Source organism: Roseisalinus antarcticus (assembly GCF_900172355.1).
Classification (GTDB): Bacteria; Pseudomonadota; Alphaproteobacteria; order Rhodobacterales; family Rhodobacteraceae; genus Oceanicola; species Oceanicola antarcticus_A.
The window spans coordinates 134752-159110 of record NZ_FWFZ01000008.1 but is presented as its reverse complement, the minus strand read 5'-3'; the positions used below and the strand labels follow the sequence as shown (position 1 = coordinate 159110).

Sequence of the window (24359 nt, the reverse complement as noted above, 5' to 3'; positions counted from 1 at the left end):
TCGGACCGGGCTGGGTCGGACCGGACCAAATCGGACGAAGCGGCCCGGACAGGTTCAGGACCTGATCGCAAGATCACTGGCCCCTGCCCCACAGCGTGCTAGGCTCTCCCTCGGAACTTCGATGGAGAAAGAGAGCACCAATGCCCCTGCGCTATCTGCACACCATGGTCCGGGTAAAGGACCTCGAAACGTCGATCGCCTTCTACGAGCTGCTGGGCCTGAAGGAGACCCACCGCCATGACAGCGAAGGCGGACGCTTCACCAACGTCTTCATGGCGCCCCCCGGTCAGGACGAGACTCCGCTGGAGCTGACCTACAACTGGGACGGGGACGAGAGCCTGCCCTCGGACAGCCGCCACTTCGGCCATCTCGCCTACCGGGTCGACGACATCTACGAGATGTGCGCCCATCTTCAGGCGAACGGCGTGACCATCAACCGCCCGCCCCGCGACGGTCACATGGCCTTCGTGCGGTCGCCCGACAATGTCTCGGTCGAGTTGCTCCAGGCCGGCGACAGCCTGCCCTCGGCAGAGCCCTGGGCCAGCATGGAAAACACCGGACATTGGTAGATCCGGTCGGCAAAAGGGCGTCGGGGTGAAGGCCCCGGCGCTGGCCCTGGCGCTTTGCGCCGCCTCGGCCGGGCCGGCGGTCGCGCTGGACTGCCGGCTGGCGCTGGCCATCGCGATGGACGTCTCCTCCTCGGTGGACGCGGATGAGGACAGGCTTCAGCGCGAGGGTCTGGCCGCGGCACTCGTCGCGCCCGAGGTTCAGGCGGCGTTCCTGCGTGGAAACCTGCCGGTGGCGCTCGCCGTCTATGAATGGTCCGGGCGCTGGAACCAGAAGCTTCTGGTCGATTGGGTGCTGGTGCGGCACCCCGGCGACCTGGCCCGGGTGGCCAACCAGATCGCCGGGTCCGAGCGCAGCACCGATCAATACCCGACCGCGATGGGCTATGCCTTGGGCTACGGCGCCGGCCTGCTGCGCGAGGCGCCCCCCTGCCTGTTCCAGACCATCGACCTGGCCGGCGACGGCATCAACAACGAGGGCTTCGCCCCCGAAAGCGCCTATGCCGCGTTTCCGTTCGCCCAGGTGACCGTCAACGGGTTGGTGATCGACGACGGCAGCGCGGACGAGGTCTCTGTCCGGGCCTATTACGCGGCCGAGGTGCTGCGCGGCCCGCTGGCCTTCCTCGAGGTCGCCGACGGGTTCGAGGATTACCACCGCGCCATGCGCCGCAAGCTGGAGCGGGAAGTGTCGTCGCAACTTCTCGGGATGATGCGATGATGCGCGGTCTGGCCTTCTGCGCGGCCCTGGCGCTGGCGCTGGCGCTGCCGGCCGCCGCGACCGCGGCCTGTCGGCAGGCGCTGGCCATGGGGCTCGATGTCTCGGGGTCGGTGGACGGGGTGGAATACCGCCTGCAGCTCGACGGGCTCGCCGCGGCGTTGAACTCGGAGCCGGTGCGCGGCGCGTTGCTGGAGGGGCCGGGCGCGGTGCGCATCGCGGTCTACGAATGGTCCGGCCCGCAGGACCACCGGATGCTGCAGGACTGGGTGGAGATCGACGGCCCCGGCACGCTCGACGCCGTCGTCGCCCGGCTGCGCGGCATTCAGCGGGTGCGGGCGGAGCCCACGACCGCCATTGGCGCCGCCATGGCCCTGGGCGGGCAATTGCTCAACCAGCAGGCCGATTGCTGGCAGCGGACGCTTGACCTTTCTGGCGACGGCAAGTCGAACACCGGCCCCCGCCCCCAGGACATGGCCGAGATGCCGGGGGTCACCGTCAACGGCCTGGTCGTCGGGGCCGAGCCGGAAGTAGCCGCCGCCCGCAGGCTGGTCGAGATCGGAGAGCTCGTGGCCTATTACGATGCCTACGTGATCCGCGGCCCGAATGCCTTCGTCGAGGCCGCGCTCGGCTTCGGCGACTACGAGGCGGCGATGACCCGCAAGCTGTTGCGAGAGCTGCAAAGCCTCGCCATTGGCAAGCGTCCCGGCAACAATCCCTGAAGCTGCCGCAGAGCCGTCCCGAATGTCGCCACAATCAGCCGCGAAAGTCGTTTGTTATGGATCTGGGCCGCCCTCGATGTTAGGGATGTCCTAAAGAAAGCTTCAGGAAAGTCGAAAAGATGGCCCTTACGCCGAACGTCTATGACGCCGAACCGATCCCCGAGGCCGCCCGCGCCGAGGTCGAGCGTCTGCTCGCAACCGGCGACCTGTTTCGCTACACCGCCGCCGAAAACGCGCCGGTCGCCCTGCTGGAGCAGGAATTCGCGGAGTTCCTCGGATCGAAATACGCCCTTGCCGTGTCATCCTGCTCGGCCGCCCTGTTCCTGTCGCTGAAGGCGCTGCGGCTGCCACGCGACACGAAAGTGCTGATCCCGGCCTTCACCTTCGCGGCGGTCCCCTCGGCCGTCGTGCATGCCGATTGTGTGCCGGTGCTGGTGGAATGCCGTGACAATTACCGCATCGACCTCGACGATTTCGCCGCCAAGCTGCCGGGCGCCGGGGCGATCATCATCAGCCACATGCGCGGGCATACCTCCGACATGGATGCGATCATGGCGATGGCCAATGCCGCCGGGCTGCCGGTGATCGAGGACGCGGCCCATTCCCTGGGCACCACCTGGCACGGGCGCAACATCGGCACCATCGGCAAGATCGGCTGCTTCTCGTTCCAGAGCTACAAGCTGCTGAATTCCGGCGAAGGCGGGATCATGGTGACGGACGACCCCGACATCATCGCGGCTGCGGTCATCATGTCCGGCGCATACGAGCACAACTGGAAGAAGCATCCGGTCCTGCACGCGGCCTTCGCCAAGGTCCAGAACACCCTGCCGCTCTACAATCTGCGCCTGTCGAACCTCGCCGCCGCCATCGTGCGCCCGCAACTGGGCGAAGTCGGCCGCCGCGTGCGCGACGGGCGCCGCAACCACGACCATGTGGCCGCGATCCTGAACGGCTCGCCCTGGCTCGAGGTCCCCGAGAGCCTCGCCCCGGAAGAGCGCGCACCGGATTCGATCCAGTTCAACGTGGTCGGCATGACCGACGCCGACACGCTGGCCTTCGCCGAAGCCGCCGCCGCCCGGGGGATCAAGGTGCAGGTCTTCGGCTTGTCCACGGACAACGCCCGCGCGTTCTGGAACTGGCAGTTCCTCGGCCGGTCGTGGGACCTGCCGCAGACGCGGTCCATGCTGATGAAGGCCTGCGACGTGCGCCTGCCCGCACGTCTGACGCCGGCAGAATGCGATCTCGTCGCCGTAGCCCTGCTGGATGCCGCCGCCGAGGTCATGGAAGAGGCCCGCGCCTACGGCACCTGACGCCCGGGCCCACCGGACGGGCGCTCCGCGCCCATCCGGCCCAGCTCAGTGCAGCTCCGCGCGGGCCGCGGCCCGCGCCGCCCGCCGCTCTGTCATGATCAGGTACAGACCGCTGCCCACGATCACCGCCGCGCCGGGATAGATCCAGACCGACGGCACGGTGCCCCAGACGATCCAGCCCATCACGCTCGCCCACAGCAGGGCGGTATAGTCGAACGGGGCCACGATCGCGGCGGGCGCCATGCGGAACGCCTGGCTCAGCAGGCTGATCCCCAGGGTGCCGCACAGCGCCACCGCCGCCAGCAGCCAGAGATCCAGCGGCTCCCGCTTCGGCCAGCTCATCAACAGCGTCGCGCTGCAGATCACCGCAGGCACCAGCGCCATGTAGAACGTCATGGTCAGGTAGCCGTCGCGGGGGTCGATGCGGCGGGCACTCAGCATCATCAGCGCATAGAGTGCGGCAGCGACGATCGGCAGCAGCAACGCCGGCTCGAAACTGGCCGCGCCGGGACGGACAATGACCATCACGCCGACAAAGCCGACCGCCACGGCGATCCAGCGATCGCGGCTCACCACCTCCCGCAGCACCGGCCAGGACAGGGCCGCGATGAACAGAGGCGCCGCGAAGATCAGCGCGGTCGCGGCGTCGAGCGCCAGAAAGCGCAGGCTGAGGATGAAGGCCCACGTCGCGCCGATGGCGCAGAGCCCGCGCAGCACATGCACGCCCGGCCGGGCCGAACGCAGGCCGACCGGTCCGGACCGGATCAGGATGATCCCGCCCAGCACGATCATCGCGACAAGGCTGCGCACGAACAGGATCTGCATCGGGTGATAGCGCACCACCAGCCATTTCGAGGCCGTGTCGCTCAGCACCAGCAGGAGGGCGCCGGTGCACATGACGGCAATCGCGGCGCCGGGCCGGTCCCGCGCGGTCATGACAGCGCCTCCGTCCTGTAAAGCCGGATCTTCAGCGAGCCATGGGGCACCGGCGGGCCGATGTCGGAAAAGCTCAGCCCCGTTGCCTTGGCCAGCCCGCCCTCGGTCGTGACGATCCCCACGCGCCAGCCTGAAAAGCGGCTGCGCAGGACCTCGCCGAGGGCGCCGTAAAGCCCGTAGAGCAGCTTCTTCTGGCCGATCCGGGTGCCGTAGGGCGGGTTGACGATCACCAGGCCCGGGGGGCCCTCGGGGCGGGGCAGGTCCGAGATCGCCCCCTGCGTGAACCGGGTAAATTCGCCGACCCCGGCGCGGGCGGCATTGGCGGTGGCCCCGGCAATGGCACCACTGTCCCGGTCGTGCCCGAAACAGAGGTGTTCCGGGGCCATGCCGCCGCCCAGGGCGGGCAAAGCCGTCGCGTCGAAACTGGCCAGGCTCTCATAGGCAAAATGCCGCGACCGGCCTGGCGCCAGGCCGGTCGCGGCGATCTCCGCCGCCTCCAGCACGAAGGTGCCCGATCCGCACATCGGGTCCAGCACCGGCTCGGTCCCGTCATAGCCGCAGGCCCGCAGGAACAGGGCCGCCAGCGTCTCGCGCATGGGCGCCTTGCCGACAAAGCTCTTGTGGCCGCGGCGGTGCAGCAGGTCGCCGCTGGTGTCGACGCTCAATGTCACCAGGTTGTCGTCGATCCGGGCCAGCACGCGCAGGGCGGCCTCGGCCGCCACCGGGGCGCCCAGCTCTTCGGCGATGGCCCGCTCGATCCGCTGAGCCGCGGCGCCGGCGTGATAGATCCTGGAGCCGCGACAGCTCGCCTCGACCCGGACCGGAACATCCGGGCGCAGCACGTCGCCCCAGGCGAACTTGCGCGCCCGCTTGTCCAGCTGGGCCAGGTGGAACGCCCGGAATCCCCCGATGCGGGCCAGCACCCGGCCGGCGCCTCGCAACTCCCGGTTCGTGCGCCAGACCTCGGGCCAGCCCCCCTGCACCGTGACCCCGCCCGGCACCGCCACGGGCCGGGCAAAGCCCTTCTCCCCGGCTTCCGCGGCCAGCAGCGCCTCCAACCCCGGCGGGGCGGCCAGAAATATCTCCATTTCCATGCCGCCCCCTTATCGCGGCCGGCAGGGATTGGCGAGGACCTGCCCCTTCATTGCCTCCCATATCCCGGGGGTGAACTGGCCCCCCGGGCCAGGAGGGGGCAGCGCCCCCTGCCCCGCGCTGCCCCGTTGCGCCCCGCCGCGTTTCGGGCCATCACCGCGGCCATGGCCAAACCCCTCGCCTTCACCTGCACCGCCTGCGGCACCGACACCCCCAAATGGTCCGGCCGATGCGAGACCTGTGGCGCCTGGAACACGATCGAAGAGGTCAAGCCGCTGACCGAAGGCCCTGGCGCCAAGGCGATCGGCCAGCGCCGCGGCACGCCGCTGGTGCTGACCGATCTGGCCACGCGCGAAGCCGCCCCGCCCCGCACCACCTCCGGCGTCGCCGAACTGGACCGGGTGCTCGGCGGAGGGCTGGTCTCGGCCTCGGCCCTGCTGGTGGGCGGCGATCCCGGCATCGGCAAATCCACGCTGCTGCTGCAGGCGGCCGCGCGGTTCGCCCGCGGCGGGCTCAAGGTGCTCTATGTCTCGGGCGAGGAATCGGCCAACCAGATCCAGATGCGGGCAGAGCGCCTGGGCCTCACCGAAAGCCCGGTCCAGCTGGCCGCCGCCACCAACCTGCGCGACATCCTCACCACGCTCGAGACCGAGACACCGGACCTCGCCATCATCGATTCGATCCAGACCATGTGGCTGGACACGGTCGACAGCGCCCCCGGCTCGGTCAGCCAGGTCCGCAACGCCGCCCATGAGTTGACCACCTTCGCCAAGCGGCGCGGGATCGCCGTCATCATGGTCGGCCATGTCACCAAGGAAGGCCAGATCGCCGGCCCCCGCGTGATCGAGCACATGGTCGATACGGTCCTCTATTTCGAGGGCGAGCGCGGCCACCAGTACCGGCTGCTGCGCGCCCACAAGAACCGCTTCGGCCCCGCCGACGAGATCGGCGTTTTCGAGATGACGGGCCGGGGCCTAGTCGAGGTCAGGAACCCTTCGGCCCTGTTCCTGTCTGAACGCGGCAAGGCCACGCCCGGCTCGGCGGTCTTCGCCGGGATCGAGGGCTCGCGGCCGCTCTTGTGCGAGTTCCAGGCCCTGGTCGCCCCCTCGCCCACGTCCCAGCCCCGGCGCAGCGTGCTGGGATGGGACGGCGGTCGGCTGGCGATGATCCTCGCGGTGCTCGAATCCCGCTGCGGCGTGGCCTTCGCGGGGCTCGACGTCTATCTCAACGTGGCCGGCGGGCTACGGATCTCGGATCCCGGCGCCGATCTCGCCGTCGCAGCGGCGCTGCTGTCGGCCCGCGAGGATGCGGCCCTTCCGGAACAATCGGTGCTCTTCGGCGAGATTTCCCTCTCGGGCGCCCTCCGCCCGGTCGCCCAGACCGAAAATCGGTTGAAGGAAGCGCAAAAACTTGGTTTTACGCAGGCCATCCTGCCCAAGGCACGGAAACAGGGCGGCGACGCCGGGCTGACGGTGCGCCAGATGGGCGACCTTCCGGGCTTTGTCGAGCAGGTTTTCGGCCCGCGTCGGGCCCAGTAACACAAGACGAGGGACATCCATGGAAAGCTTCACGATCGTCGACGCAGTCGTAGCTGCGGTCATCGTGCTTTCGGCCCTTCTGGCCTATTCGCGCGGCGTGGTGCGCGAGCTCATGGCGATCGCGGGCTGGATCGGCGCCACCGTGCTGGCCTTCCTGTTCGCGGATCAGCTTCAGCCGCTGATCCGCTCGATCCCGGTGGTGGGCGAATTCATCGGCGACAGTTGCGAACTCAGCATCATCGCCGCTTTCGCTGCCGTCTTCGCGGTCTCGCTGCTGGTGGTGTCGCTGTTCACCCCGCTCTTTTCCTCGCTGATCCAGCGCACCGCGCTTGGCGGGCTGGACCAGGCGCTGGGCTTTCTCTTCGGCGTCGCCCGCGGGATCCTGCTGGTTGCCGTGGCCTTCTTCCTCTACCAGACCGTGCTGGCCGCCCAGGACATCCCGATGGTCAACAACAGCCGCGCCGCCGCCGTCTTCGACGATTTCGCCGCCCGGCTGGAACAGCAGGATCCCGAGGCCGCGCTTGGCTGGGTCACCACACAATACGAGCAGCTCGTCGGCACCTGCGCCGATCCCGCCACCCCGGTCGAGGCCGCAACGCCGGCCGAATGATCTTCATCGCCTGGGGTATCCCAGGGGGGTGAATTGGCGTCGCCAAGAGGGGGGACAGCGTCCCCCCTGCCCGACCCCGGATCACAGGATCATCGCCCGGATCCCGTAGGCCACGATCCCCAGCGCAGAGACGCTCAGCACCCAGATCGCGACGAACCACACAACCTTGCGCAGCATCAGTGATATCCCTCGTCCGGGTCCATCTTGCCGCGGAAGACCCAATAGGCGTAGCCGGTATAGGCCAGGATCACCGGCACCAGCACCGCCGCGCCCACGATCATGAACAGCTGGCTTTCATAGGGCGCCGCCGCCTGGGCGAGCGTGACCGAGGTCGGGATCACGTAGGGCCACATCGAGATGCCCAGCCCCACGAAACACAGCAGGAACATCCCCAGCGCCAGCAGGAACGGCAGCCAGTCGCGGCCGTCATGGGTCAGCGTCCAGGCAAGCATCACGATCAGCACCCCGACCGCCACCGGCACCGGCGCGACCCACAGGATGTTCGGCCAGCCGAACCAATGGTCGAAATAGCCCGCGTCCAGAAACGGCGTCGCCAGCGATACCGCGACGATGCCCACGACGGTCAGCACGCCAAAGACCCGCGCCAGCTCGCGCACACGCTGCTGGATCTCACCGTCCAGCTTCATGTTCAGCCAGCACGCGCCCAACAACGCATAGCCCGCCACCACCGAAGCGCCCGTCAGCAGGGTGAACGGCGTCAGCCAGTCCCACCAGCCGCCCGCATAGGCGCGGCCCTCGACCTCGATCCCCTGAAGCAGCGCCCCCAGGGCGATCCCCTGGGCCAGTGCCGCGGTGACGGAGCCGCCGATGAAGGCCGCGTCCCAAAGCCTCTTGGTGCCGGGCCGCACCGCGCGCCAGCGGAACTCGAACGCGACGCCCCGGAACACCAGCGCCAGCAGCATCGCGATGATCGGCGGATAGAGCGCCGGCAGGATTATCGCGTAAGCCAGCGGGAAGGCCGCGAACAGGCCGCCGCCCCCCAGCACCAGCCAGGTCTCGTTGCCGTCCCAGACCGGGGCGACCGAGTTCATCATGATGTCCCGGTCCTTCTTCTTGGGAAAGAACGGGTAGAGGATGCCGATGCCGAGGTCGAACCCGTCGAGCACGACATAGACGAAGACGGCCAGCGCGAGGATCAGCGCCCATGCGGTTGTCAGATCGAGGACCATGCGCTTACTCCGCCGGTTGCCGCGGGCCGTCGGCCTCGCTCAGTTGCGGGGCCGGCGTGATGCCGGCGGTTCGGATCGGCCCGGGTTCGGACCGCAGGCCGCGTTCGCCCGGCTCGGGCGGTTTGCCCATCAGCCGCAGGATATAGACCACCCCTGCGCCGAAGACGGCGAAGTAGATCACGATGAAGGCCATCAGCGATGCCCCGACCGCCTGCGCCCCGATGGGCGAGATCGCCTCCGCGGTCATCATCTGGCCGTAGACCACATAGGGCTGCCGGCCCACTTCGGTCGTGATCCAGCCCGCGATGACGGCGACGAAGCCCGACGGCCCCATCACCATCGCCGCCCGGTGCAGCCACGGCGCATGATAGAGATACCCTCGGTAGCGCGCCCAGAGGCCCCAGACCCCCAGCCCCAGCATGGCGAACCCCAGGCCGACCATCACCCGGAAGGAAAAGAACACGACGGCCACCGGCGGCTCCAGCTCGTCGGGCACCGTATCCAGGCCCGGCATCGACGCGTTCCACCCCTTCTCGAGGATCGGCCCGCCGATATGGGGGATCGAGACCTCGTAGCGCATGACGCCCGCCTCCTGGTCGGGGATGCCGAAGAGGATGAGGGGGATGCCGTCCTCGTGGCTCTCGAAATGGCCCTCCATGGCAAGCACCTTGGTCGGCTGGTATTCATAGGTGTTCAGCCCGTGCTCGTGGCCCAGGACGATCTGCAGAGGCGCGGCGACCGCGATCATCCAAAGCGCCATCGAGAACATCGTCCGCACGCCCTTGTTCTCGCGCCGTCCGCGCGCCAGGTGCCAGGCCCCCACGCCGCCGACGACAAGGGCCGTGGTCAGGTAGGTCGCGGCCAGCGTGTGCGACAACCGGTAAGGAAAGGAGGGGTTGAAGATGATCGCCCACCAATCCTCGGGCACGAACTGCCCCACCTCGTTGATGCCGTAGCCCTGCGGCGTCTGCATCCAGGAGTTCACCGCCAGGATCCAGGTCGCCGAGACCGCGGTTCCCACGGCGACCATCAGCGTCGCGACCATATGCAGCGTCGGACCCACACGTTCGCGACCGAAGAGCATGATGCCCAGGAACCCGGCCTCAAGGAAGAACGCGGTCAACACCTCGTAGGCCATCAGCGGGCCCAGGACCGGCCCGGTCCGGTCGGAGAATACCGACCAGTTGGTGCCGAACTGGTAGGACATCACGATGCCCGACACGACCCCCATGGCGAACGAGATCGCGAAGATCTTCACCCAGTACTTGAACAGGCGCAGGTAGGCTTCGTCCTTCGTCCAGAGAAACATCCCGTTGAGCACCGCCAAGTAGCTGGCCAGGCCGATCGAGAACGCGGGGAAGATGAAGTGGAAGGCCACGGTGAACGCAAACTGGATCCGCGCCAGCATCAATGCGTCGAAGCCCAGGAAGGTGTCCATTTTGCGTCCCTTTCATTGCGTCGGTCCCGACCGGGTCCCGGTGTTGCGCAGAAGGTAGGGGGCGGGCCAGCCATGTCAGCCGCCTGCGACAACGTTGCCACCCCCGGGGCGGCGTCCGGGGCGGCGTCCGGGGCCGCCCCGCGCGGCCCGGCCCGTCAGTCGCGCCCCCAGTCGCGCCCCCAGTCGCGCCCGAGAAACCCGTCCACCGCATCCATCAGCCGCCCGAACGCCGCGCTTTGCGGCAGCGGAACGTGGCTGTCGCCCGCAAGCGCCAGGAACTCGGCGTCCGGGATGCCCGCGGCCAGGATCCGCCCCTCCTCCAGAGGGTGCAGCGCATCGTCGGTGGCGTGAGCCACGAGGACCGGGCAGCGCACCTGCGCCAGCCGTTCGGTCACGTTCACGCGCTCCATCGATTGCCGCAGCGCCACCGCGGTCTCGGGGTCGGCGGAGGCGAGCTGGATCGCGACGAAATCCGCCAGCTGCGCCGGCGTGGCACCGGGCATGAAGAGGCTGGCGACCGACTTCATGAAGGGCGAGCTTGCCCGGCCCCAGCCATTGCGGATCATCTCGGCCAGCCCGGCGCCCATGGCCGCTGCGCCCGCGCCGCGTTCACCGGGCCCCCGCGCGAAGCCGCCCCAGAAGATCATCCGGCTGACACGGGTCGGGTGCGCCGCGGCAAAGGACACCGCATGGGCCACGCTCTGCGACGCGGCGAAGATGGCGACCGGCTCATCCGGGCTCGCGGCGCCGGCGACCGCCGCCATGTCCCCGGCGAAATCCTCCGTCGCAAAGCGCCGGGCGGCGCGGTCCGACAGGCCCGTGCCGCGCTGGTCGTAGCGGATCAGCCGCCGGCCCGCCCCCAGCCGCGCCAGCAATGGCCCCCAGACCGGGCTTTCGGCGTCCATCTCCAGGTGCGACAGCCAATGCCCCGCCCGCAGCAGGGGCGGCCCGGTGCCCGACGCGCTCCAGGCGATGCTGGTGCCGTCGGCTGCGGCCACCAGTCGCACCGGGCCGGTCTCGGGCGGCGCGGGCGTGGCCTGCGGCAGGGGCGCGGCCGAGGGCGCCGCCCCGTCGCAGGTCACAGGCACGGCGAGTTGCAGGCCCAGCCGGGTGACGGTGCGGATAATGCGCTGCGCACGCCCGCTGTCGCCCGTCGCCCGGCGCGCGGCATTGATCCGGCTGGAGATCGTCGCCTCCGACACGACCCGGCCGCCCCAGACCGCCTCGACGATGCGGTCCCGCGCCACGAGGCCGCCATCGGCCATGGCCAGAAGCCGGATCAGTTCGAACACCTGCGGCTCCAGGTGCACGGCCTCGCCCGCCCGCCGGAATGCATGGGTCTCGGTGTCCAGAACGCAATCGGCAAAACGATAGATCATCGCGGCAGTATGACGGCTGGGGGCACGGCCTCAAGGAAAACTCCCCCGATGGCAGCGAAAACCAAGGCCGTCTCAAGCAAAGCTCAAGACCGCCTTCAAGCGCGGGCCCGCCGCGCCGGGCAAGGTGGAACCATCAGACCCACTCCGACAGGAAAGACAGACCATGACCCGCAGGATCAACCCGACCCACACCGCCCCCCGCGCCGCGATCATTCCCGCCGACCCGCAGATCCGCCGCCGCCCCGACGGCTCCATCGACACCGCCCACTACATCAGCCAGGGCCGCCGCATCCGCGCCCGGACCGCCCGCGCCCTGCTGTCGCGCCGCTGACCCACCTTCCCCGACCGCCGCAGGAGGCGGGACGGGGACAGACCCCGGCTGCCGAAAAACCGTCCTGCCGGTTTCTGCGGCAGTCGGGACCCAACGGCCCCGGCGATGGCAAGTCTTTCTTGATAGTTTCGTGACACTCGGCCGCAGAGCGCCTAAGGGAGGGGCCGAAGCTGTCCTGACGTGGATTCGGAGCCTGCCGCCGTTGTCCCAACACATGCCACCCGCCCATCCCTTTGACGACGACAAACTCAAGGAGGAATGCGGCGTATTCGGCGTTGTCGGCGTGACCGACGCGGCGAACTTCGTGGCCCTCGGCCTGCACGCCCTGCAACATCGCGGGCAAGAGGCCGGCGGGATCGTCACCCACGACCCCGAGACCGGGTTCCAGTCGGTGCGGCGCTTCGGCTATGTGCGCGACAATTTCACCGATCCCGCGACGATGGCGATGCTGCCCGGATCCATCGGGATCGGGCACGTCCGCTATTCCACCGCCGGCAACAAGGGCCAGACCGCGATCCGCGACGTCCAGCCCTTCTTCGGCGAGTTCGCCATGGGTGGCGCCGCCATCGCCCACAACGGCAACATCACCAACGCCAACGCCCTGCGCCGCGAACTGATCGACCGCGGCTCGATCTTCCAGTCGTCCTCGGACAGCGAATGCATCATCCACCTGATGGCGCGCTCCCTGCAGAAATCCATCCCGGACCGGATGGAAGACGCCCTGCGCCGGGTCGAAGGCGCGTTCTCGGTCGTCGCCATGACCCGCACCAAGCTCATCGGCGTGCGTGATCCGCTGGGCGTGCGCCCGCTCGTGCTCGGCCAGCTTGGCGACGGCTGGGCGCTGGCCTCCGAGACCTGTGCGCTCGACATCATCGGCGCCGACTTCGTGCGCGAGATCGACCCGGGCGAGATGGTGGTGATCTCCGAGAAGGGCGTCGAGAGCCTGCGTCCCTTCCGCCCCCGCCGTTCGCGCTTCTGCATCTTCGAGCACGTGTATTTCTCCCGTCCCGATTCGATCCTCGGCGGCCGCTCGGTCTACGAGACCCGCGAGGCGATCGGCAAGGAGCTGGCCCGCGAGGCGCCGGTCGAGGCCGATCTGGTCTGTCCGGTGCCCGACAGCGGGACGCCCGCCGCCATCGGGTACAGCCAGCAAAGCGGCATCCCCTACGGCATGGGCATCATCCGCAACCAGTACATGGGCCGCACCTTCATCGAGCCGACCGAGCAGATCCGCAACATGGGCGTGCGCCTCAAGCTCAACGTCAACCGGGCGCTCATCAAGGGCAAGCGGGTGGTTCTGGTCGACGACTCGGTGGTGCGCGGCACGACCAGCCGCAAGATCAAGGAGATGATCCTGGATGCCGGCGCGCGCGAGGTTCATTTCCGCATCGCCTCGCCGCCGACCGCCTGGCCCTGTTTCTACGGTGTCGACACGCCGCAGCGCGAAAAGCTCCTCGCCGCCACCATGAGCGAAGAGGAAATGCGCAGCCATCTGCAGGTCGACAGCCTGCGCTTCATCACGCTCGACGGTCTCTACCGGGCCGTGGGCGAGGCGAACGGCCGCAACCCGGCCGAGCCGCAATATTGCGATGCCTGTTTCTCGGGGGAATACCCCGTGGAGCCCGCCGACATGATCGAGCAGGGCTTCCGGATGAAGTCCGCCGCCGAATAGCGCCGGCGCTCAGCCTTTTGCCAGTCGGCCGTCGGCCGGTTTCCCCGCCCCACTCGGCAGGGTTTTGCTGCAGTGCAGCATTCTGACTTTCGTCCCCGTCCCATGCCGCCCATATGCCGCCTTCTCCCCGGCGCGGGGGGTCGTCTCTGGCCCCCCGCCCGCGTTCCAACGCCAAGAGAAGACCATGGACGACGACAGCAACGCCGACACCGCCCGCGCCGCGACAGAGCCGCAGGCCCTCGACCTGAGCGCAACCGCCCTGATCGGCCTCATCGACGGGCCAGAGGGGCCGAGTGCGCTGTTGCGCTACCGCGACGGCGAGATCGCGACGGTCGCCCCCGGCGAGTCCACGCCCGAGGGCCAGGTCGTGGCGATCGACGACACCCGGGTTGTGATCGCGCAACGGGCCGGACAACTTGTCCTGACAATGCCCGCGGGCTGACTTTTCAGCGCCATTTCGGCGGGCTAGGCTCGCGACGATGAGCTTTCCTCGCAACATCTTCGTGCTCAATACCGGGCGCTGCGGCTCCACCACGCTGGCGCGGGCCTGCGGGCATCTGACCTCGCACACCGCCGCCCACGAAAGCCGCAGCCACCTGACAGGCCCGGCGCGGCTCGACTATGCGCCGGGCCATATCGAGGTCGACAACCGCCTGGCGTGGTTTCTGGGGCGGCTGGAGCAGCGCTGGGGCGACCGGGCCGCCTATGTCCACCTGACCCGCGACCCCGAGGCCGTCGCCCGCAGCTTTGCCCGGCGCCGGAACCCCGGGATTCTGGCCGCCTATCGCAACGGCATCCTGCTGGGGGCGGCGTGGAAGACGAAAGAGCTGGAGCGGATCGACCTCGCCCGGGACTATGTGGCGACCGTGACCGCAAATATCGAAACCTTCCTGGCGGGCAAGTCCCACGTCACGGCCATGTCACTCGAGTCCATGGCCGAGGATTTCCCCCGCTTCGCCGCCTGGATCGGCGCCCGCGGCGACATCGCCGCGGGGCTGGCCGAGATCGCGCAGCGACACAACGCCAGCGAGGCTTGACCCCGGGCGCCGCCCGCGCCAAAGGGACGCCATGTCACAGACCGCCCTTATCACCGGTGCGTCGCGCGGGCTCGGCGCGGCCCTCGCCCGCGCCCTCGCGCCGACCCACCACATCGTCGCCTGCGCCCGCACCGTCGGTGCGCTCGAAGAGCTTGACGATGCCGTCCGAGAGGCCGGCGGCGAGGCGACGCTGGCCCCGATGGACGTGACCGTGGACGCGGCGATGCAGCAGCTCTGCCGGTCGATCCACGATCGCTGGCAGGCCCTCGATCTCTGGGTGCACACGGCGGTCCATGCCGCGCCCCTGGCGCCGGCGGGTCACATCGGCACCAAGGATTTCGAGAAATCCCTGGCCGTCAACGTGACTGCGACGGCCCGGCTGATCGGCTATGTCGCGCCGCTTCTGGGTCAGACGGGCCGCGCGGTCTTTCTCGATGATCCTCGGGGGGGCGAGGCGTTCTACGGGGCCTATGGCACCACCAAGGCGGCCCAGATCGCCCTCGCCCGCAGCTGGCAAGCGGAAAGCCAGCGCACCGGCCCGCTGGTCCGGGTGCTGACCCCACAGCCCATGGCGACGGCGACCCGCGCCCGGTTCCACCCCGGAGAGGACCGCGACACGCTCGCCACACCCGCCGCCGAAGCCGGCCGCCTGCTGCCCGAAATCCTGACCTGATCGCCCATCAGCCCTGCCCTCGCCACGGCGCCGGGCTGGCGGGCGGGGGTGGGTGGGCGGGCCGACCGCCAGCCCGGGGCCGCTTGCCGCCCGCGCCCCCCTCGCATAGGAAGGCAGCACATCGCCAGGGACAGGTCATGCGCATACTCATCACCAACGACGACGGCATCAACGCGCCGGGGCTCGAGGTCCTGGACGCCATCGCCCGCGAGATCGCCGGCGACGGGGGCGAGGTCTGGACCGTCGCGCCGGCGTTCGAGCAATCGGGCGTCGCCCACATGATAAGCTACACCCACCCCACAATGATCGCCGAGCTGGGCCCCCGCCGTTTCGCCGCCGAAGGATCTCCCGCCGATTGCGTGCTGGCGGGCCTGCACGACGTGCTGGGCGATACGCGCCCCGACCTGATCCTCTCGGGCGTGAACCGGGGCAACAATTCCGCCGAGAACGCGCTTTATTCCGGCACCCTCGGTGCGGCGCTCGAGGGTGCGCTCCAGTCCGTCCCGTCGATCGCGCTCAGCCAGTTCTACGGTCCCGGCAACGCCAGGCTCGACGACCCGTTCGAGGCCGCCCGCACCCACGGCGCCGAGACCGTCCGCCGGCTGCTTGCCCATGACGCCTGGGCCTCGGGCGATCACACGATCTTCTACAACGTCAATTTCCCGCCGATCCCCGCGGCCGAGGTCAAGGGCCTCGCCGCCGCCCCCCAGGGCATCCGCGCCGGTGTCCATCACACGGTCGAGGCACAGATCTCGCCCTCCGGCCGCAAGTTCCTGTGGATGCGCGGCGGCGATCAGCGCAGCCCGGCCCCGCCCGGCACCGACGCGGCGCTGAACCTCGAGGGCTATGTCTCGATCACCCCGATGCGGGCCGACCTGACCGCTCATGACCGGCTCGCGGCGCTGGAGGACGCGCTGCGGTGATGGAGGACGCGGAACGCAAGATGCAGTTCCTTTTCGCGCTGCGCTCTCGCGGGGTCACCGATGCCCGTGTCCTGACCGCGATGGAGGGGGTCGATCGCAAGGCCTTCGTCACCGGCTTCTTCACCGACCGCGCCTACGAGGACATGCCGCTGCCGATCGCCTGCGGCCAGACCATCTCGCAGCCGTCCGTGGTCGGGCTGATGACCCAGGCGCTGGACGTGGCCCCGCGCGACAAGGTGCTCGAGATCGGCACCGGCTCCGGCTACCAGGCCGCGATCCTCAGCCATCTCGCCCGGCGGGTCTACACCGTCGACCGCCACAAGCGGCTGGTTCAGGCCGCGCAGGCGATCTTCGACGCCCAGGGGCTGGTCAACATCACCGCGATGACCGCCGACGGCAGCCGCGGGCTGGTGGAGCAGGCGCCCTTCGACCGCATCCTCGTGACGGCCGCCGCCGAGGACCCGCCCGGCCCCCTATTGGCCCAGCTGCGCGTTGGCGGTATCATGGTTCTGCCGGTCGGACAGTCCGACACTGTCCAGGCCCTGATCCGGGTGACCCGCACAGAGGCCGGGTTCGATTATCAGGAGCTTCGGGCGGTGCGCTTCGTGCCCCTCGTCGAGGGGCTGGGACAGGACTGAACGACGCCACGGAACAGGACGCCCCGACGAACGGGGCGCAGACGAGTTGGGGACGAGACAGATGCCGAAGACCGACAGAGTTTGGCCCACTGCCACCCGGGCCGCGCAGATTGGGTTGATGACCAGCGTCCTGGCGCTCGCGGCCTGCAAGGACGGGCGGGTCGATCTGGACATGCGCGGGATGGGCAATGCCTTCGACACCAGCGCCGCGGCCGCCGACGTGCCCGCACGGCCCCAGCCCGACGCGCGGGGTGTCATCTCCTATCCCAACAACCAGGTTGTGCTGGCCCGGCGCGGCGAGACGGTGGACTCCATCGCCGCCCGCCTTGGGCTCAATCCGGCCGAGCTGGCCCGCTTCAACGGGATAGAGCCCGGAACCCCGCTGCGCCCCAACGAGCTCATCGCCCTGCCCTCGCGCATCGCGGACGGCGCGGGGCCGGGCACCGCGGCACAGCCGGGCACCGGCGGCATCGACGTGACGGAACTCGCCTCCGCCGCCATCGACCGCGCCGGTCCACAGGGCACGACCAGCCCGCCGCCAACGACGGCGCCGGCGCCGGGCCCCGAGCCCCTGCGCCACACGGTCCGGCGCGGAGAGACCGTCTATTCGATTTCGCGCCTCTACGGCGTGCCGGTCCGCGCCATCGCCGAATGGAACGGCCTCGGCCCCGACCTCTCGATTCGCGAAGGGCAGCAATTGATGGTGCCCCAGGCCGGCGGCGCCGCCGCCGCGCCCGCAAGCAGCGGCCCGCCGATCCCCGGCGCGGGCAGCCCAACGCCGCTGCCGCCCTCGGCGTCCGCCCCGCTGCCCGACGAAACCCCGACCCCCGCCGCCGTGGAGCCCGAGGCCCCCGACACGCCCGACCTCGGGTCTGACCGCACGGCCGAGGCCTCGAACGCCCGCCTGGCCTATCCGGTGCAGGGCTCGATCATCCGGGCCTACAGCCGGGGCCGGAATGAGGGCATCGACATCTCCGCCCCCGCCGGCACGGCGGTCAAGGCGGCGGCAGCCGGCACGGTCGCGGCGATCACCCAGGACACCGACGGCGCCTCGATCATCGTGGTGCGCCACCCGGACAACCTGTTGACGGTCTACGTGAACATCACCGACATCGCGGTGGCAAAGGACCAGCAGGTCACCCAGGGCCAGACCTTGGCACGGGTGCCCGCCGGCGACCCGAGCTACCTGCACTTCGAGACCCGCGAAGGGCTGCAAAGCGTCGACCCCACCGGCCTTCTGCCCTGACACGCCCGGCCCCGAGCCGCCCGTCGGACCTGCGCCCTGCGGGACGGCGGGCGGGGCGATGCGCGGCACGCGCGAGCGTCGTCCGGCGTCCCCGCGAAACAGGTCAGGGATGCAAGGGGCCTCAGCCCAGGGTCACGCCCCGCCGCCCCGCCAGATCGGTGAAATACTGCCAGGCGACCCGGCCGGACCGCGATCCGCGCGTGGCCTGCCATTCGATCGCCTCGGCCCGCAGCGTCTCCTCTTCGATCTCGACACCGTGGGCGTCGCAATAGCCGCGGATCATCGCCAGATACTGATCCTGGTCACAGGGATGAAATCCCAGCCACAGCCCGAACCGATCCGAAAGCGACACTTTCTCTTCCACCGCCTCGGAGGGGGAAATCGCCGAAGACCGCTCGTTCTCGATCATGTCCCGGGGCATCAGGTGCCGCCGGTTCGATGTGGCGTAAAGCACGACATTGTCCGGCCGGCCCTCGATCCCGCCGTCCAGAACCGCTTTCAGCGACTTGTAATGGGCATCGTCATGGGAAAACGACAGGTCGTCGCAGAACAGCACGAAGCGTTCCCGTGCCCCTCGCAGATGCGCCAGGCAGCGGCCGATGGAGGCGAGATCCTCACGCTGGATCTCGATGATCTTCAGATCCGGGTAGTTCATGTGAACCGCGCCGTGCACCGCCTTGACAAGGCTCGACTTTCCCATGCCCCGGGCACCCCAGAGCAGGGCATTGTTCGCGGGCAAGCCAGCGGCGAACTGGCGGGTGTTCTGCAGCAATGTATCGCGCGACCGCTCGATCCCCAGCAGCAGATCCACATCCACCCGGTTCACCGTCCGCACCGGCGCCAGACGGTCCGGATCCGGGTGCCAGACGAACGCCGCCGCCTGGCCGAAATCCGGCGCCGCCTCGGGCGCCGGGGCAAGCCGTTCGAGGGCGGCCGCAACCCGCTCCAGCGGATCACTCATCGTCCGGCCTCGTCATCGTCGTCCTCATAGAGGTCGTGCAGACCCTCGTTCTCGCCCAGCACCCCTTCGGCGCGCAGCTGCTCTTCGCGCTTGCGCTCAACGCGCTGCACAAGGTGGATCGAGATCTCGTAGAGCCCGTAGACCACCACGAAGAGGATGATCTGCGTCACCACGTCCGGCGGGGTCACGATCGCCGCCAGCAGCAGGATGCCGACCACCGCGTATTTCCGGACCGAGCGCAGGCCCGGCGCCGATACCAACCCGGCCTTGCCCATCAACGTCAGCAACACGGGCAGTTGGAAACACAGACCGAAGGCCACGATGAACTTCACCGTCAGGTTCAGGTACTCCTGCGCCGAGCCCTGGAACACCACCGACAGCCCGCTCTGCTCGATGACCGCCTCGCCCTCCTGCCCGAATTGCTGGAAGCCCAGGAAGAAATCATAGGCCAGCGGCGTCACCACATAGAAGGCGAAGGACGACCCCAGCAGGAACATGAACGGCGAGGCCAGCATGAACGGCAGAAAGGCGCCCTTCTCGGACTTGTAGAGCCCGGGCGCCACGAACCGCCACATCTGGTAGGAAATATAGGGGAACGACAGCATCAGCCCCCCCAGCAGCGACACCTTGATCGCGACGAAGAAGCCTTCCTGCGGCGAGATGAAGATCAGGTCGCAATCCTGGCCCCGCTCCGCGAGGACCTGGCACAGCGGCTGGGTCAGGAAGTTGAACACCGGGGTCGCCACGGTGAAGCATATGATCATCCCGACCAGGAACGCCCCGACCGAGTGTATCAGCCGAGAGCGCAACTCCCGGAGGTGTTCGATCAGCGGCGCGGCGCTGTCCTGAAGCTCGTCGATCTGGGTCATGACTTCGAGGTCTCGCTCTGCTCGGGCTGCGGACGCGGGGTCGCCTCGGCTTCGGCCTCGGCGCTCTCCGCAAGCTCGGCCGCCACGGCTTCATCCTCGTCGGCTTCGGCCTGCGCGGCCTCGCGGGCCAGCCGCTCCTCGGCCTTCTTCGCCGTGTATTCCGAGACCTTGCGCCGGGTCTCCTCGCGCTCCTCGGACAGCTTCTGCGTCTCGGGCCCGAAACCGGCGGCCTTGCGCAGCTGGTCCGTGCTGAACTTTGCCGGATTGGCCGCGGCCTTGATGGACTTGTTGATCTCGTTGACGCCGGCCTGGTCGGCGGCGTCGTTCATCGCGCGGCTGAATTCCCGCGCCATCCCCCGCGCCTTGCCGGTGAACTTGCCCATGGTGCGAAACATCTGCGGCAAGTCCTCCGGACCCACGACGATCAGCGCCACGATGCCGATGACCAGCATCTCGGTCCATCCGAGTCCGAACATGATATGTGCCCTCTAGAACCGCCGGTCAGGCGCGGTCTTTTTCCTCGGCCGTCGCCTCGTCGCGGTTGCTGTCGAGGCTGTCCTCGATCTCCTGCTTGCCATCGTCGACGCCCCGCTTGAAGGCGGTGATGCCCTTGCCGACCTCGCCCATCAACGACGAGATCTTGCCGCGCCCGAACAGGACAAGCACGACGACGGCGATAAGAAGAAGGCCGGGAAGGCCGATGTTGTTCAGCATGGTTTCAACTCCACTGAGAGGGCACCACGGAGGGCGCCGAAAGACTTCGCCCCCACCTAACCGGCCAGCGGCCTCCCACGAAACCCGCATTCGCGCGGCATTCTCCGCTCGCGCTGGTGCCGGCGCGGTTTTTGTGACAGAAACCTGTCAGGAGCGCCCATGACCCGTGCCGACCGCCTGTCCGACCTGATGTCCCGGCTCAAACGCCCGGGCGTGGACCGGGCGGCCGATCTTGCCGCGGCGCTGGATGTGACGGAACGTACGATCTATCGCGACATGGCGGCGCTGCGCGAGGCCGGCGTACCCGTGGCCGGCACCCGTGGCACCGGCTACCGGATCACCGCCACGATCAGCCTGCCGCCCCTGCACCTCACTCCGGAAGAGCTCGAGGCCCTGCAGGTCGGCCTCGCGGCAGTGGCCCAGTCGGGCGATGCGGAACTCGGCGCCGCAGCGGCCCGCCTCGCGGACAAGCTCGACGCGGCCCTGCCCGAGGACGGCATCGCGGCCCGCCCGACGGACGCCGCCGCCCGCGCCCTGCGCCATCTGCCCGTGCTGCGCCAGGCGATCCGGTCCCGGCAAAAGCTGTTGCTGGACGACCACCGGGTGCGGCCCCTGCGGCTCGACTTCTGGGGGCGGCTCTGGACGCTGCTGTCATGGGACGAAACCGCCGGCGTCTTTCGCGAAACGCCGGTCGACAGGATCACCGCGCTGACAGTCCTGCCCAGCCTGTTCGTCGACGAACCCGGCCGTCGCGCAAAGGACTACGATCGCAGCTGAAAAGCGGCCGGGGACGGTGGGCGGGGCGATGCGCCCCTGGCGCGAGCGCCGTCCGCCGTCTTCAGAAATCCAGCGACAGGCTGCGCGTTATTCCCAGCCGCACGGAGGTCTGGTCCGCCGTGCCCTGCGACACGATCGGGCTGTCGGCGGCCGAGCCGATGAATTGCTCGTAGGTCACCGCACCGTCGATCCCCCAAGTCTGGTTGATCTGGTAGGTCACGCCAAGCTCGACGCCCGCGCTCACCGGGCCCGCATCCGCATCGAAGGCCGCGAACCGGCCGCCCGATGCGGCGGCCTCGGCCGCACTCACGCCGAAATAGGTCTGGGTGTAATCCTCGCTGCCCAACAGCAGCCGCGGCCCGAACCGCATGGTCAGGTCGTTCGTAGGGCGAAACACCGCATCGGCCCCGAACTCCGCCACGAGGGATTCGTGACCAACCACGCCGTAGCGCAGATCTGCAAACGCCTCGAATGCGCGGGAGGTATATCCAAGCCCCACGCCAAGCTCGAGCGCAAGGTCCACATCATCGAGCCCCGACAATTCCGAGAACGCGCTCGCATCCCGCGCCCCGATGTAGCGGAACGCGCCATGGACCCCGAACCCCTGAGCGTCACCGCCGCCGAACTCCCGCCCGGCAAACCGCAAACGGACATCGGAGATGTTGAAGTCCGGACCATAGGCCAGATCCTCGGACCCGAAATATTCCGGCTCGGCGTTGATCCCGCCCCGCAGGGTGAATTCCACGAAATTGCCCGTGTCGCCGCCCATGAGCTGCGCCTGTGCAGGCATCGCCAAGAGCCCCGGAAGGATCAGGCAGAGCGCGGAAATTGTTGGTCTTGTCTGCACGAAGGTCGCCTCTTTGCACGTTTTCAAGCTAACTAGCCCCGCCGCCCGATTCGGCCAACGACATTCGGGGCCTTGCGGGATTTCTCCGCGCGATGCAGGGATCGTGCATGCTATCTTATCAACATGCCTATCACGCCGGCAACATGGCGGATGTCCACAAGCACGCGGTGCTGGCCACGGCGCTGGACTACCTGGCGCAGAAATCCAAGCCCATGACCTACGTGGAAACCCATGCCGGGCGCGGGCTCTACGCGCTCGACGGGGCCGAGGCGCAAAAGACCGGCGAGGCAGCGCAAGGCATTCTCAGGGTTGGCCGGACCCTGCCCCCCGACCACCCGCTGATCCGCGCCTGCGCCGCGGTGCGCGACAGCTTCGGCCCGCAGGCCTACCCCGGCTCGCCGCTGATCGCCCGGCATTTCGTGCGCCCCGACGACAGCCTGCACCTGGCCGAGCTTCATCCCGCGGAATACGCGGCCCTGGTCGCAACGATGGGCGGCAAGGCTCGGCTCTACCGCCAGGACGGGGCAGAGCTTGCCATGTCGATCTGCCCGCCGACCCCGCGTCGCGGGCTGATGCTCATCGACCCTTCGTGGGAGCTCAAGGAAGACTACAAGGCGATGCCGGCACTCTTGGCAAAGGTGCACAGGATCTGGCCGGTCGGCGTCCTGATCCTGTGGTTTCCGCTGCTGGTCTCGGGCGTGCACAAGCCCCTCGTGGCCCGGCTGCGCAAGGACATCCCCGGCATCACGCTCCACGGCATCGGCTTTCCGCCCGCGCGGCCCGGCCACGGCATGATCGGCTCCGGCCTGGCCATCGTGAACCCGCCCTGGGCGCTCACATCGGAGCTGGAGCGGTTGTCCGCCCTCTTTCCTTCCCGCGACCCCGGCATTATCTAACGGGCATGTTTGGTGATCTTCTGCGCCGCTTGACGGCCCCCGCCCCAGAGCCCCTGCCCGACACCGACGCCCGGCTGGCGCTGACCGCGCTTCTCGTGAGGCTGGCAAAGGCTGACGGCACATATTCCGCCGAGGAAATCGCGCGGATCGACAGGATCGTCGGTGTGCGCTACGGCCTGAACCCGGTCGATTCGGCCAAGCTGCGCGCCGATGCCGAAACGCTGGAGCATCAGGCCCCCGACACCGTGCGCTTTACCCGCGCCATCAAGGATGCGGTGCCATACGAGGATCGCGAGGCGGTGATCGAGACCTTGTGGGAAGTCGTCCTCGCCGACGGCATCCGCGACAACGAGGAAGACGCGCTGCTGCGCATGGTCGCCCCGATGCTGGGCGTGGCCGACCAGGACAGCGCCCTCGCGCGCCAGCGGGTCGAGGGACGGCTGTCGTGACCACGCCCCGTGCGGCGTTGCCCATGTACGCGCGGCCCGAGACGGCGGCGGCCCAGCACAACCTCTGGTCTGCGATCCGTGCCCTCGCCGGGCCCGACCTGCCGGAGACCCTGGAAGATCCCGAAAGTCTCTGGGATCACTGGCTTTGCCCGGATCTCGCCTTCTCCCAATGCTGCGGGTTGCCGTTCCGGGCGCGCCTGCATGGCCATGTCCAGTTGATCGGCACACCCGATTATGGCCTGCCCGGCTGTCCGCCCGGGCATTATGCCTCGACCTTCATCATGCGCCGCGACACCGCCGGGACCGACCCGGCCGCCTGGGCCGGGCTGACCCTGGCCTACAACAGCCGGAACTCGCAATCGGGCTGGGCGGCGGCGCAGAACCACATGCGCGATCTCGGCCTGCCTCGGTTCGAGAGCATTCTGTCCACCGGTGGCCACCGCGCCTCGATCGCGGCAGTGGCGGGCGGTGCCGCGGATATCGCCTGCATCGACATGCAGACCTGGCGCATGGCCACCGCCTGGGACGCCGAGACCGCCGCCCTGACCGAGGTCGGCCACACCGCCCCCACCCCCGGCCTGCCCTTTGTCACCGGCCCCGCCGGCGATGCCGCCGCCCTGCGCCACGCCGCGAGGGCGGCGATCGACGCGATGCCGGCCCGCGACCGCGCGGTCCTGCCCATCACCGCGCTGGTCGATATCCCGGCCGAGGCCTATCTCGCGGTCCCCACCCCGCCGACCTATTAGGCATCCGCCCCCGGTCCGGCCAGCCGCCCGTCGCAAATCGTTGCATTCTACCGCGTTCTGCGTCCTAGTTTGCGGCATCGCACA

At 69.0% G+C, this 24359-nt stretch carries 29 protein-coding genes; 18 read left to right on the top strand and 11 right to left on the bottom strand.

The window, feature by feature from the left end; all coding sequences use genetic code 11:
• Nucleotides 1–140: 140 nt before the first annotated feature.
• The 4 genes from ROA7023_RS10165 to ROA7023_RS10150 all read left to right on the top strand — a co-directional run bounded on the left by ROA7023_RS10165 (nt 141) and on the right by ROA7023_RS10150 (nt 3313).
• Nucleotides 141–569, top strand: coding sequence for a VOC family protein (locus ROA7023_RS10165; RefSeq protein WP_085878904.1), 429 nt, complete (start codon nt 141–143; stop codon nt 567–569).
• 25 nt (nt 570–594) lie between these two features.
• A complete protein-coding gene (locus ROA7023_RS10160; protein WP_234992135.1) occupies nt 595–1284 on the top strand; it encodes a DUF1194 domain-containing protein in 690 nt (229 codons plus the stop codon).
• On the top strand, nt 1281–2003 hold the full coding sequence (locus tag ROA7023_RS10155; protein WP_085878900.1) for a DUF1194 domain-containing protein: 723 nt from the start codon (nt 1281–1283) through the stop codon (nt 2001–2003). The genes ROA7023_RS10160 and ROA7023_RS10155 overlap by 4 nt, the downstream gene beginning before the upstream one ends.
• 119 nt (nt 2004–2122) lie before the next feature.
• Nucleotides 2123–3313 (top strand): DegT/DnrJ/EryC1/StrS family aminotransferase, encoded by a 1191-nt coding sequence (locus ROA7023_RS10150; protein WP_085878899.1) that lies wholly within the window; start codon nt 2123–2125, stop codon nt 3311–3313.
• Nucleotides 3314–3358: 45 nt separating this feature from the next.
• On the opposite strand, the gene ROA7023_RS10145 is transcribed toward ROA7023_RS10150, so the two are convergent.
• Nucleotides 3359–4249: a DMT family transporter gene (locus tag ROA7023_RS10145; protein ID WP_085878897.1), complete on the bottom strand. Its 891-nt coding sequence runs from the start codon at nt 4247–4249 to the stop codon at nt 3359–3361.
• Nucleotides 4246–5343 carry a THUMP domain-containing class I SAM-dependent RNA methyltransferase gene (locus tag ROA7023_RS10140; protein WP_085878895.1) on the bottom strand — a complete coding sequence of 366 codons (1098 nt, stop codon included), beginning with the start codon at nt 5341–5343 and terminating at the stop codon, nt 4246–4248. The genes ROA7023_RS10145 and ROA7023_RS10140 overlap by 4 nt, the downstream gene beginning before the upstream one ends.
• 162 nt (nt 5344–5505) lie before the next feature.
• Between ROA7023_RS10140 and radA the strand changes: the two genes are divergently transcribed.
• Together radA and ROA7023_RS10130 are read left to right on the top strand one after the other, a co-directional pair.
• Entirely contained in the window at nt 5506–6879 is a 1374-nt protein-coding gene (gene radA / locus ROA7023_RS10135; protein WP_085878969.1) for a DNA repair protein RadA, read from the top strand.
• A 19-nt stretch (nt 6880–6898) separates the two neighbouring features.
• Nucleotides 6899–7489 carry a CvpA family protein gene (locus tag ROA7023_RS10130; protein WP_085878894.1) on the top strand — a complete coding sequence of 197 codons (591 nt, stop codon included), beginning with the start codon at nt 6899–6901 and terminating at the stop codon, nt 7487–7489.
• 81 nt (nt 7490–7570) lie between these two features.
• Here ROA7023_RS10130 and ROA7023_RS10125 read toward each other — a convergent pair whose 3' ends face one another.
• The 4 genes from ROA7023_RS10125 to ROA7023_RS10110 all read right to left on the bottom strand — a co-directional run bounded on the left by ROA7023_RS10125 (nt 7571) and on the right by ROA7023_RS10110 (nt 11496).
• Nucleotides 7571–7666 (bottom strand): DUF2474 family protein, encoded by a 96-nt coding sequence (locus tag ROA7023_RS10125; RefSeq protein WP_085878893.1) that lies wholly within the window; start codon nt 7664–7666, stop codon nt 7571–7573.
• Nucleotides 7666–8679, bottom strand: a complete 1014-nt coding sequence (gene cydB, locus ROA7023_RS10120) for a cytochrome d ubiquinol oxidase subunit II (protein WP_085878892.1) — start codon at nt 8677–8679, stop codon at nt 7666–7668. The genes ROA7023_RS10125 and cydB overlap by 1 nt, the downstream gene beginning before the upstream one ends.
• A gap of 4 nt (nt 8680–8683) precedes the next feature.
• On the bottom strand, nt 8684–10117 hold the full coding sequence (locus tag ROA7023_RS10115) for a cytochrome ubiquinol oxidase subunit I (RefSeq protein WP_085878891.1): 1434 nt from the start codon (nt 10115–10117) through the stop codon (nt 8684–8686).
• A 155-nt stretch (nt 10118–10272) separates the two neighbouring features.
• Complete coding sequence (locus tag ROA7023_RS10110; protein WP_085878890.1) at nt 10273–11496, bottom strand: alpha/beta hydrolase; 1224 nt, start codon at nt 11494–11496, stop codon at nt 10273–10275.
• Nucleotides 11497–11659: 163 nt separating this feature from the next.
• Between ROA7023_RS10110 and ROA7023_RS24415 the strand changes: the two genes are divergently transcribed.
• From ROA7023_RS24415 to ROA7023_RS10075, 8 genes are all read left to right on the top strand, one after another.
• Nucleotides 11660–11827 (top strand): hypothetical protein, encoded by a 168-nt coding sequence (locus ROA7023_RS24415; RefSeq protein WP_159458477.1) that lies wholly within the window; start codon nt 11660–11662, stop codon nt 11825–11827.
• A 214-nt stretch (nt 11828–12041) separates the two neighbouring features.
• On the top strand, nt 12042–13499 hold the full coding sequence (purF, locus tag ROA7023_RS10105) for an amidophosphoribosyltransferase (protein ID WP_085878889.1): 1458 nt from the start codon (nt 12042–12044) through the stop codon (nt 13497–13499).
• 184 nt (nt 13500–13683) lie between these two features.
• Nucleotides 13684–13941: a hypothetical protein gene (locus ROA7023_RS10100; RefSeq protein ID WP_085878888.1), complete on the top strand. Its 258-nt coding sequence runs from the start codon at nt 13684–13686 to the stop codon at nt 13939–13941.
• A 37-nt stretch (nt 13942–13978) separates the two neighbouring features.
• Nucleotides 13979–14536 (top strand): hypothetical protein, encoded by a 558-nt coding sequence (locus ROA7023_RS10095; RefSeq protein ID WP_085878887.1) that lies wholly within the window; start codon nt 13979–13981, stop codon nt 14534–14536.
• 31 nt (nt 14537–14567) lie between these two features.
• Complete coding sequence (locus ROA7023_RS10090; protein WP_085878886.1) at nt 14568–15209, top strand: SDR family NAD(P)-dependent oxidoreductase; 642 nt, start codon at nt 14568–14570, stop codon at nt 15207–15209.
• A 137-nt stretch (nt 15210–15346) separates the two neighbouring features.
• Nucleotides 15347–16132: a 5'/3'-nucleotidase SurE gene (gene surE, locus ROA7023_RS10085; RefSeq protein ID WP_085878885.1), complete on the top strand. Its 786-nt coding sequence runs from the start codon at nt 15347–15349 to the stop codon at nt 16130–16132.
• Entirely contained in the window at nt 16132–16770 is a 639-nt protein-coding gene (locus ROA7023_RS10080; protein WP_085878884.1) for a protein-L-isoaspartate(D-aspartate) O-methyltransferase, read from the top strand. Before surE ends, ROA7023_RS10080 begins: the two co-directional genes overlap by 1 nt.
• Nucleotides 16771–16888: 118 nt before the next feature.
• Complete coding sequence (locus ROA7023_RS10075) at nt 16889–18016, top strand: peptidoglycan DD-metalloendopeptidase family protein (protein WP_234992132.1); 1128 nt, start codon at nt 16889–16891, stop codon at nt 18014–18016.
• Between the two features lie 121 nt (nt 18017–18137).
• On the opposite strand, the gene ROA7023_RS10070 is transcribed toward ROA7023_RS10075, so the two are convergent.
• Genes ROA7023_RS10070 through ROA7023_RS10055 form a run of 4 tightly spaced genes read right to left on the bottom strand, consistent with a single transcriptional unit; the run spans nt 18138 to nt 20560 of the window.
• Entirely contained in the window at nt 18138–18977 is an 840-nt protein-coding gene (locus tag ROA7023_RS10070; RefSeq protein WP_085878882.1) for an ATP-binding protein, read from the bottom strand.
• A complete protein-coding gene (tatC, locus tag ROA7023_RS10065; protein WP_085878881.1) occupies nt 18974–19846 on the bottom strand; it encodes a twin-arginine translocase subunit TatC in 873 nt (290 codons plus the stop codon). Before tatC ends, ROA7023_RS10070 begins: the two co-directional genes overlap by 4 nt.
• Complete coding sequence (gene tatB, locus ROA7023_RS10060; protein ID WP_085878880.1) at nt 19843–20322, bottom strand: Sec-independent protein translocase protein TatB; 480 nt, start codon at nt 20320–20322, stop codon at nt 19843–19845. Before tatB ends, tatC begins: the two co-directional genes overlap by 4 nt.
• A gap of 25 nt (nt 20323–20347) precedes the next feature.
• Complete coding sequence (locus ROA7023_RS10055) at nt 20348–20560, bottom strand: twin-arginine translocase TatA/TatE family subunit (RefSeq protein WP_085878879.1); 213 nt, start codon at nt 20558–20560, stop codon at nt 20348–20350.
• Between the two features lie 159 nt (nt 20561–20719).
• On the opposite strand from ROA7023_RS10055, the gene ROA7023_RS10050 reads away from it, so the two are divergent.
• Nucleotides 20720–21337 (top strand): helix-turn-helix transcriptional regulator, encoded by a 618-nt coding sequence (locus ROA7023_RS10050; RefSeq protein ID WP_085878878.1) that lies wholly within the window; start codon nt 20720–20722, stop codon nt 21335–21337.
• A 61-nt stretch (nt 21338–21398) separates the two neighbouring features.
• Here the strand turns inward: ROA7023_RS10050 and ROA7023_RS10045 are convergent, their stop codons facing one another.
• Nucleotides 21399–22184, bottom strand: coding sequence for a MipA/OmpV family protein (locus ROA7023_RS10045; protein ID WP_234992130.1), 786 nt, complete (start codon nt 22182–22184; stop codon nt 21399–21401).
• 107 nt (nt 22185–22291) lie between these two features.
• On the opposite strand from ROA7023_RS10045, the gene rlmJ reads away from it, so the two are divergent.
• Genes rlmJ through ROA7023_RS10030 form a run of 3 tightly spaced genes read left to right on the top strand, consistent with a single transcriptional unit; the run spans nt 22292 to nt 24275 of the window.
• Nucleotides 22292–23080 (top strand): 23S rRNA (adenine(2030)-N(6))-methyltransferase RlmJ, encoded by a 789-nt coding sequence (rlmJ, locus tag ROA7023_RS10040; protein WP_085878876.1) that lies wholly within the window; start codon nt 22292–22294, stop codon nt 23078–23080.
• 5 nt (nt 23081–23085) lie between these two features.
• Entirely contained in the window at nt 23086–23529 is a 444-nt protein-coding gene (locus ROA7023_RS10035) for a tellurite resistance TerB family protein (RefSeq protein WP_085878875.1), read from the top strand.
• Nucleotides 23526–24275 (top strand): phosphate/phosphite/phosphonate ABC transporter substrate-binding protein, encoded by a 750-nt coding sequence (locus tag ROA7023_RS10030; protein WP_234992128.1) that lies wholly within the window; start codon nt 23526–23528, stop codon nt 24273–24275. Before ROA7023_RS10035 ends, ROA7023_RS10030 begins: the two co-directional genes overlap by 4 nt.
• Nucleotides 24276–24359 lie beyond the last annotated feature (84 nt).

Excerpts from the sequence above, each read along its gene's own strand:
- ROA7023_RS10165 (WP_085878904.1), top strand. The coding sequence starts at position 141 with ATGCCCCTGCGCTATCTGCACACCATGGTCCGGGTAAAGGACCTCGAA.
- ROA7023_RS10155 (WP_085878900.1), top strand. The coding sequence starts at position 1,281 with ATGATGCGCGGTCTGGCCTTCTGCGCGGCCCTGGCGCTGGCGCTGGCG.
- ROA7023_RS10150 (WP_085878899.1), top strand. The coding sequence starts at position 2,123 with ATGGCCCTTACGCCGAACGTCTATGACGCCGAACCGATCCCCGAGGCC.
- ROA7023_RS10145 (WP_085878897.1), bottom strand. The coding sequence starts at position 4,249 with ATGACCGCGCGGGACCGGCCCGGCGCCGCGATTGCCGTCATGTGCACC.
- ROA7023_RS10140 (WP_085878895.1), bottom strand. The coding sequence starts at position 5,343 with ATGGAAATGGAGATATTTCTGGCCGCCCCGCCGGGGTTGGAGGCGCTG.
- radA (WP_085878969.1), top strand. The coding sequence starts at position 5,506 with ATGGCCAAACCCCTCGCCTTCACCTGCACCGCCTGCGGCACCGACACC.
- ROA7023_RS10130 (WP_085878894.1), top strand. The coding sequence starts at position 6,899 with ATGGAAAGCTTCACGATCGTCGACGCAGTCGTAGCTGCGGTCATCGTG.
- ROA7023_RS10125 (WP_085878893.1), bottom strand. The coding sequence starts at position 7,666 with ATGCTGCGCAAGGTTGTGTGGTTCGTCGCGATCTGGGTGCTGAGCGTC.
- cydB (WP_085878892.1), bottom strand. The coding sequence starts at position 8,679 with ATGGTCCTCGATCTGACAACCGCATGGGCGCTGATCCTCGCGCTGGCC.
- ROA7023_RS10115 (WP_085878891.1), bottom strand. The coding sequence starts at position 10,117 with ATGGACACCTTCCTGGGCTTCGACGCATTGATGCTGGCGCGGATCCAG.
- ROA7023_RS10110 (WP_085878890.1), bottom strand. The coding sequence starts at position 11,496 with ATGATCTATCGTTTTGCCGATTGCGTTCTGGACACCGAGACCCATGCA.
- ROA7023_RS24415 (WP_159458477.1), top strand. The coding sequence starts at position 11,660 with ATGACCCGCAGGATCAACCCGACCCACACCGCCCCCCGCGCCGCGATC.
- purF (WP_085878889.1), top strand. The coding sequence starts at position 12,042 with ATGCCACCCGCCCATCCCTTTGACGACGACAAACTCAAGGAGGAATGC.
- ROA7023_RS10100 (WP_085878888.1), top strand. The coding sequence starts at position 13,684 with ATGGACGACGACAGCAACGCCGACACCGCCCGCGCCGCGACAGAGCCG.
- ROA7023_RS10095 (WP_085878887.1), top strand. The coding sequence starts at position 13,979 with ATGAGCTTTCCTCGCAACATCTTCGTGCTCAATACCGGGCGCTGCGGC.
- ROA7023_RS10090 (WP_085878886.1), top strand. The coding sequence starts at position 14,568 with ATGTCACAGACCGCCCTTATCACCGGTGCGTCGCGCGGGCTCGGCGCG.
- surE (WP_085878885.1), top strand. The coding sequence starts at position 15,347 with ATGCGCATACTCATCACCAACGACGACGGCATCAACGCGCCGGGGCTC.
- ROA7023_RS10080 (WP_085878884.1), top strand. The coding sequence starts at position 16,132 with ATGGAGGACGCGGAACGCAAGATGCAGTTCCTTTTCGCGCTGCGCTCT.
- ROA7023_RS10075 (WP_234992132.1), top strand. The coding sequence starts at position 16,889 with ATGACCAGCGTCCTGGCGCTCGCGGCCTGCAAGGACGGGCGGGTCGAT.
- ROA7023_RS10070 (WP_085878882.1), bottom strand. The coding sequence starts at position 18,977 with ATGAGTGATCCGCTGGAGCGGGTTGCGGCCGCCCTCGAACGGCTTGCC.
- tatC (WP_085878881.1), bottom strand. The coding sequence starts at position 19,846 with ATGACCCAGATCGACGAGCTTCAGGACAGCGCCGCGCCGCTGATCGAA.
- tatB (WP_085878880.1), bottom strand. The coding sequence starts at position 20,322 with ATGTTCGGACTCGGATGGACCGAGATGCTGGTCATCGGCATCGTGGCG.
- ROA7023_RS10055 (WP_085878879.1), bottom strand. The coding sequence starts at position 20,560 with ATGCTGAACAACATCGGCCTTCCCGGCCTTCTTCTTATCGCCGTCGTC.
- ROA7023_RS10050 (WP_085878878.1), top strand. The coding sequence starts at position 20,720 with ATGACCCGTGCCGACCGCCTGTCCGACCTGATGTCCCGGCTCAAACGC.
- rlmJ (WP_085878876.1), top strand. The coding sequence starts at position 22,292 with ATGCTATCTTATCAACATGCCTATCACGCCGGCAACATGGCGGATGTC.
- ROA7023_RS10035 (WP_085878875.1), top strand. The coding sequence starts at position 23,086 with ATGTTTGGTGATCTTCTGCGCCGCTTGACGGCCCCCGCCCCAGAGCCC.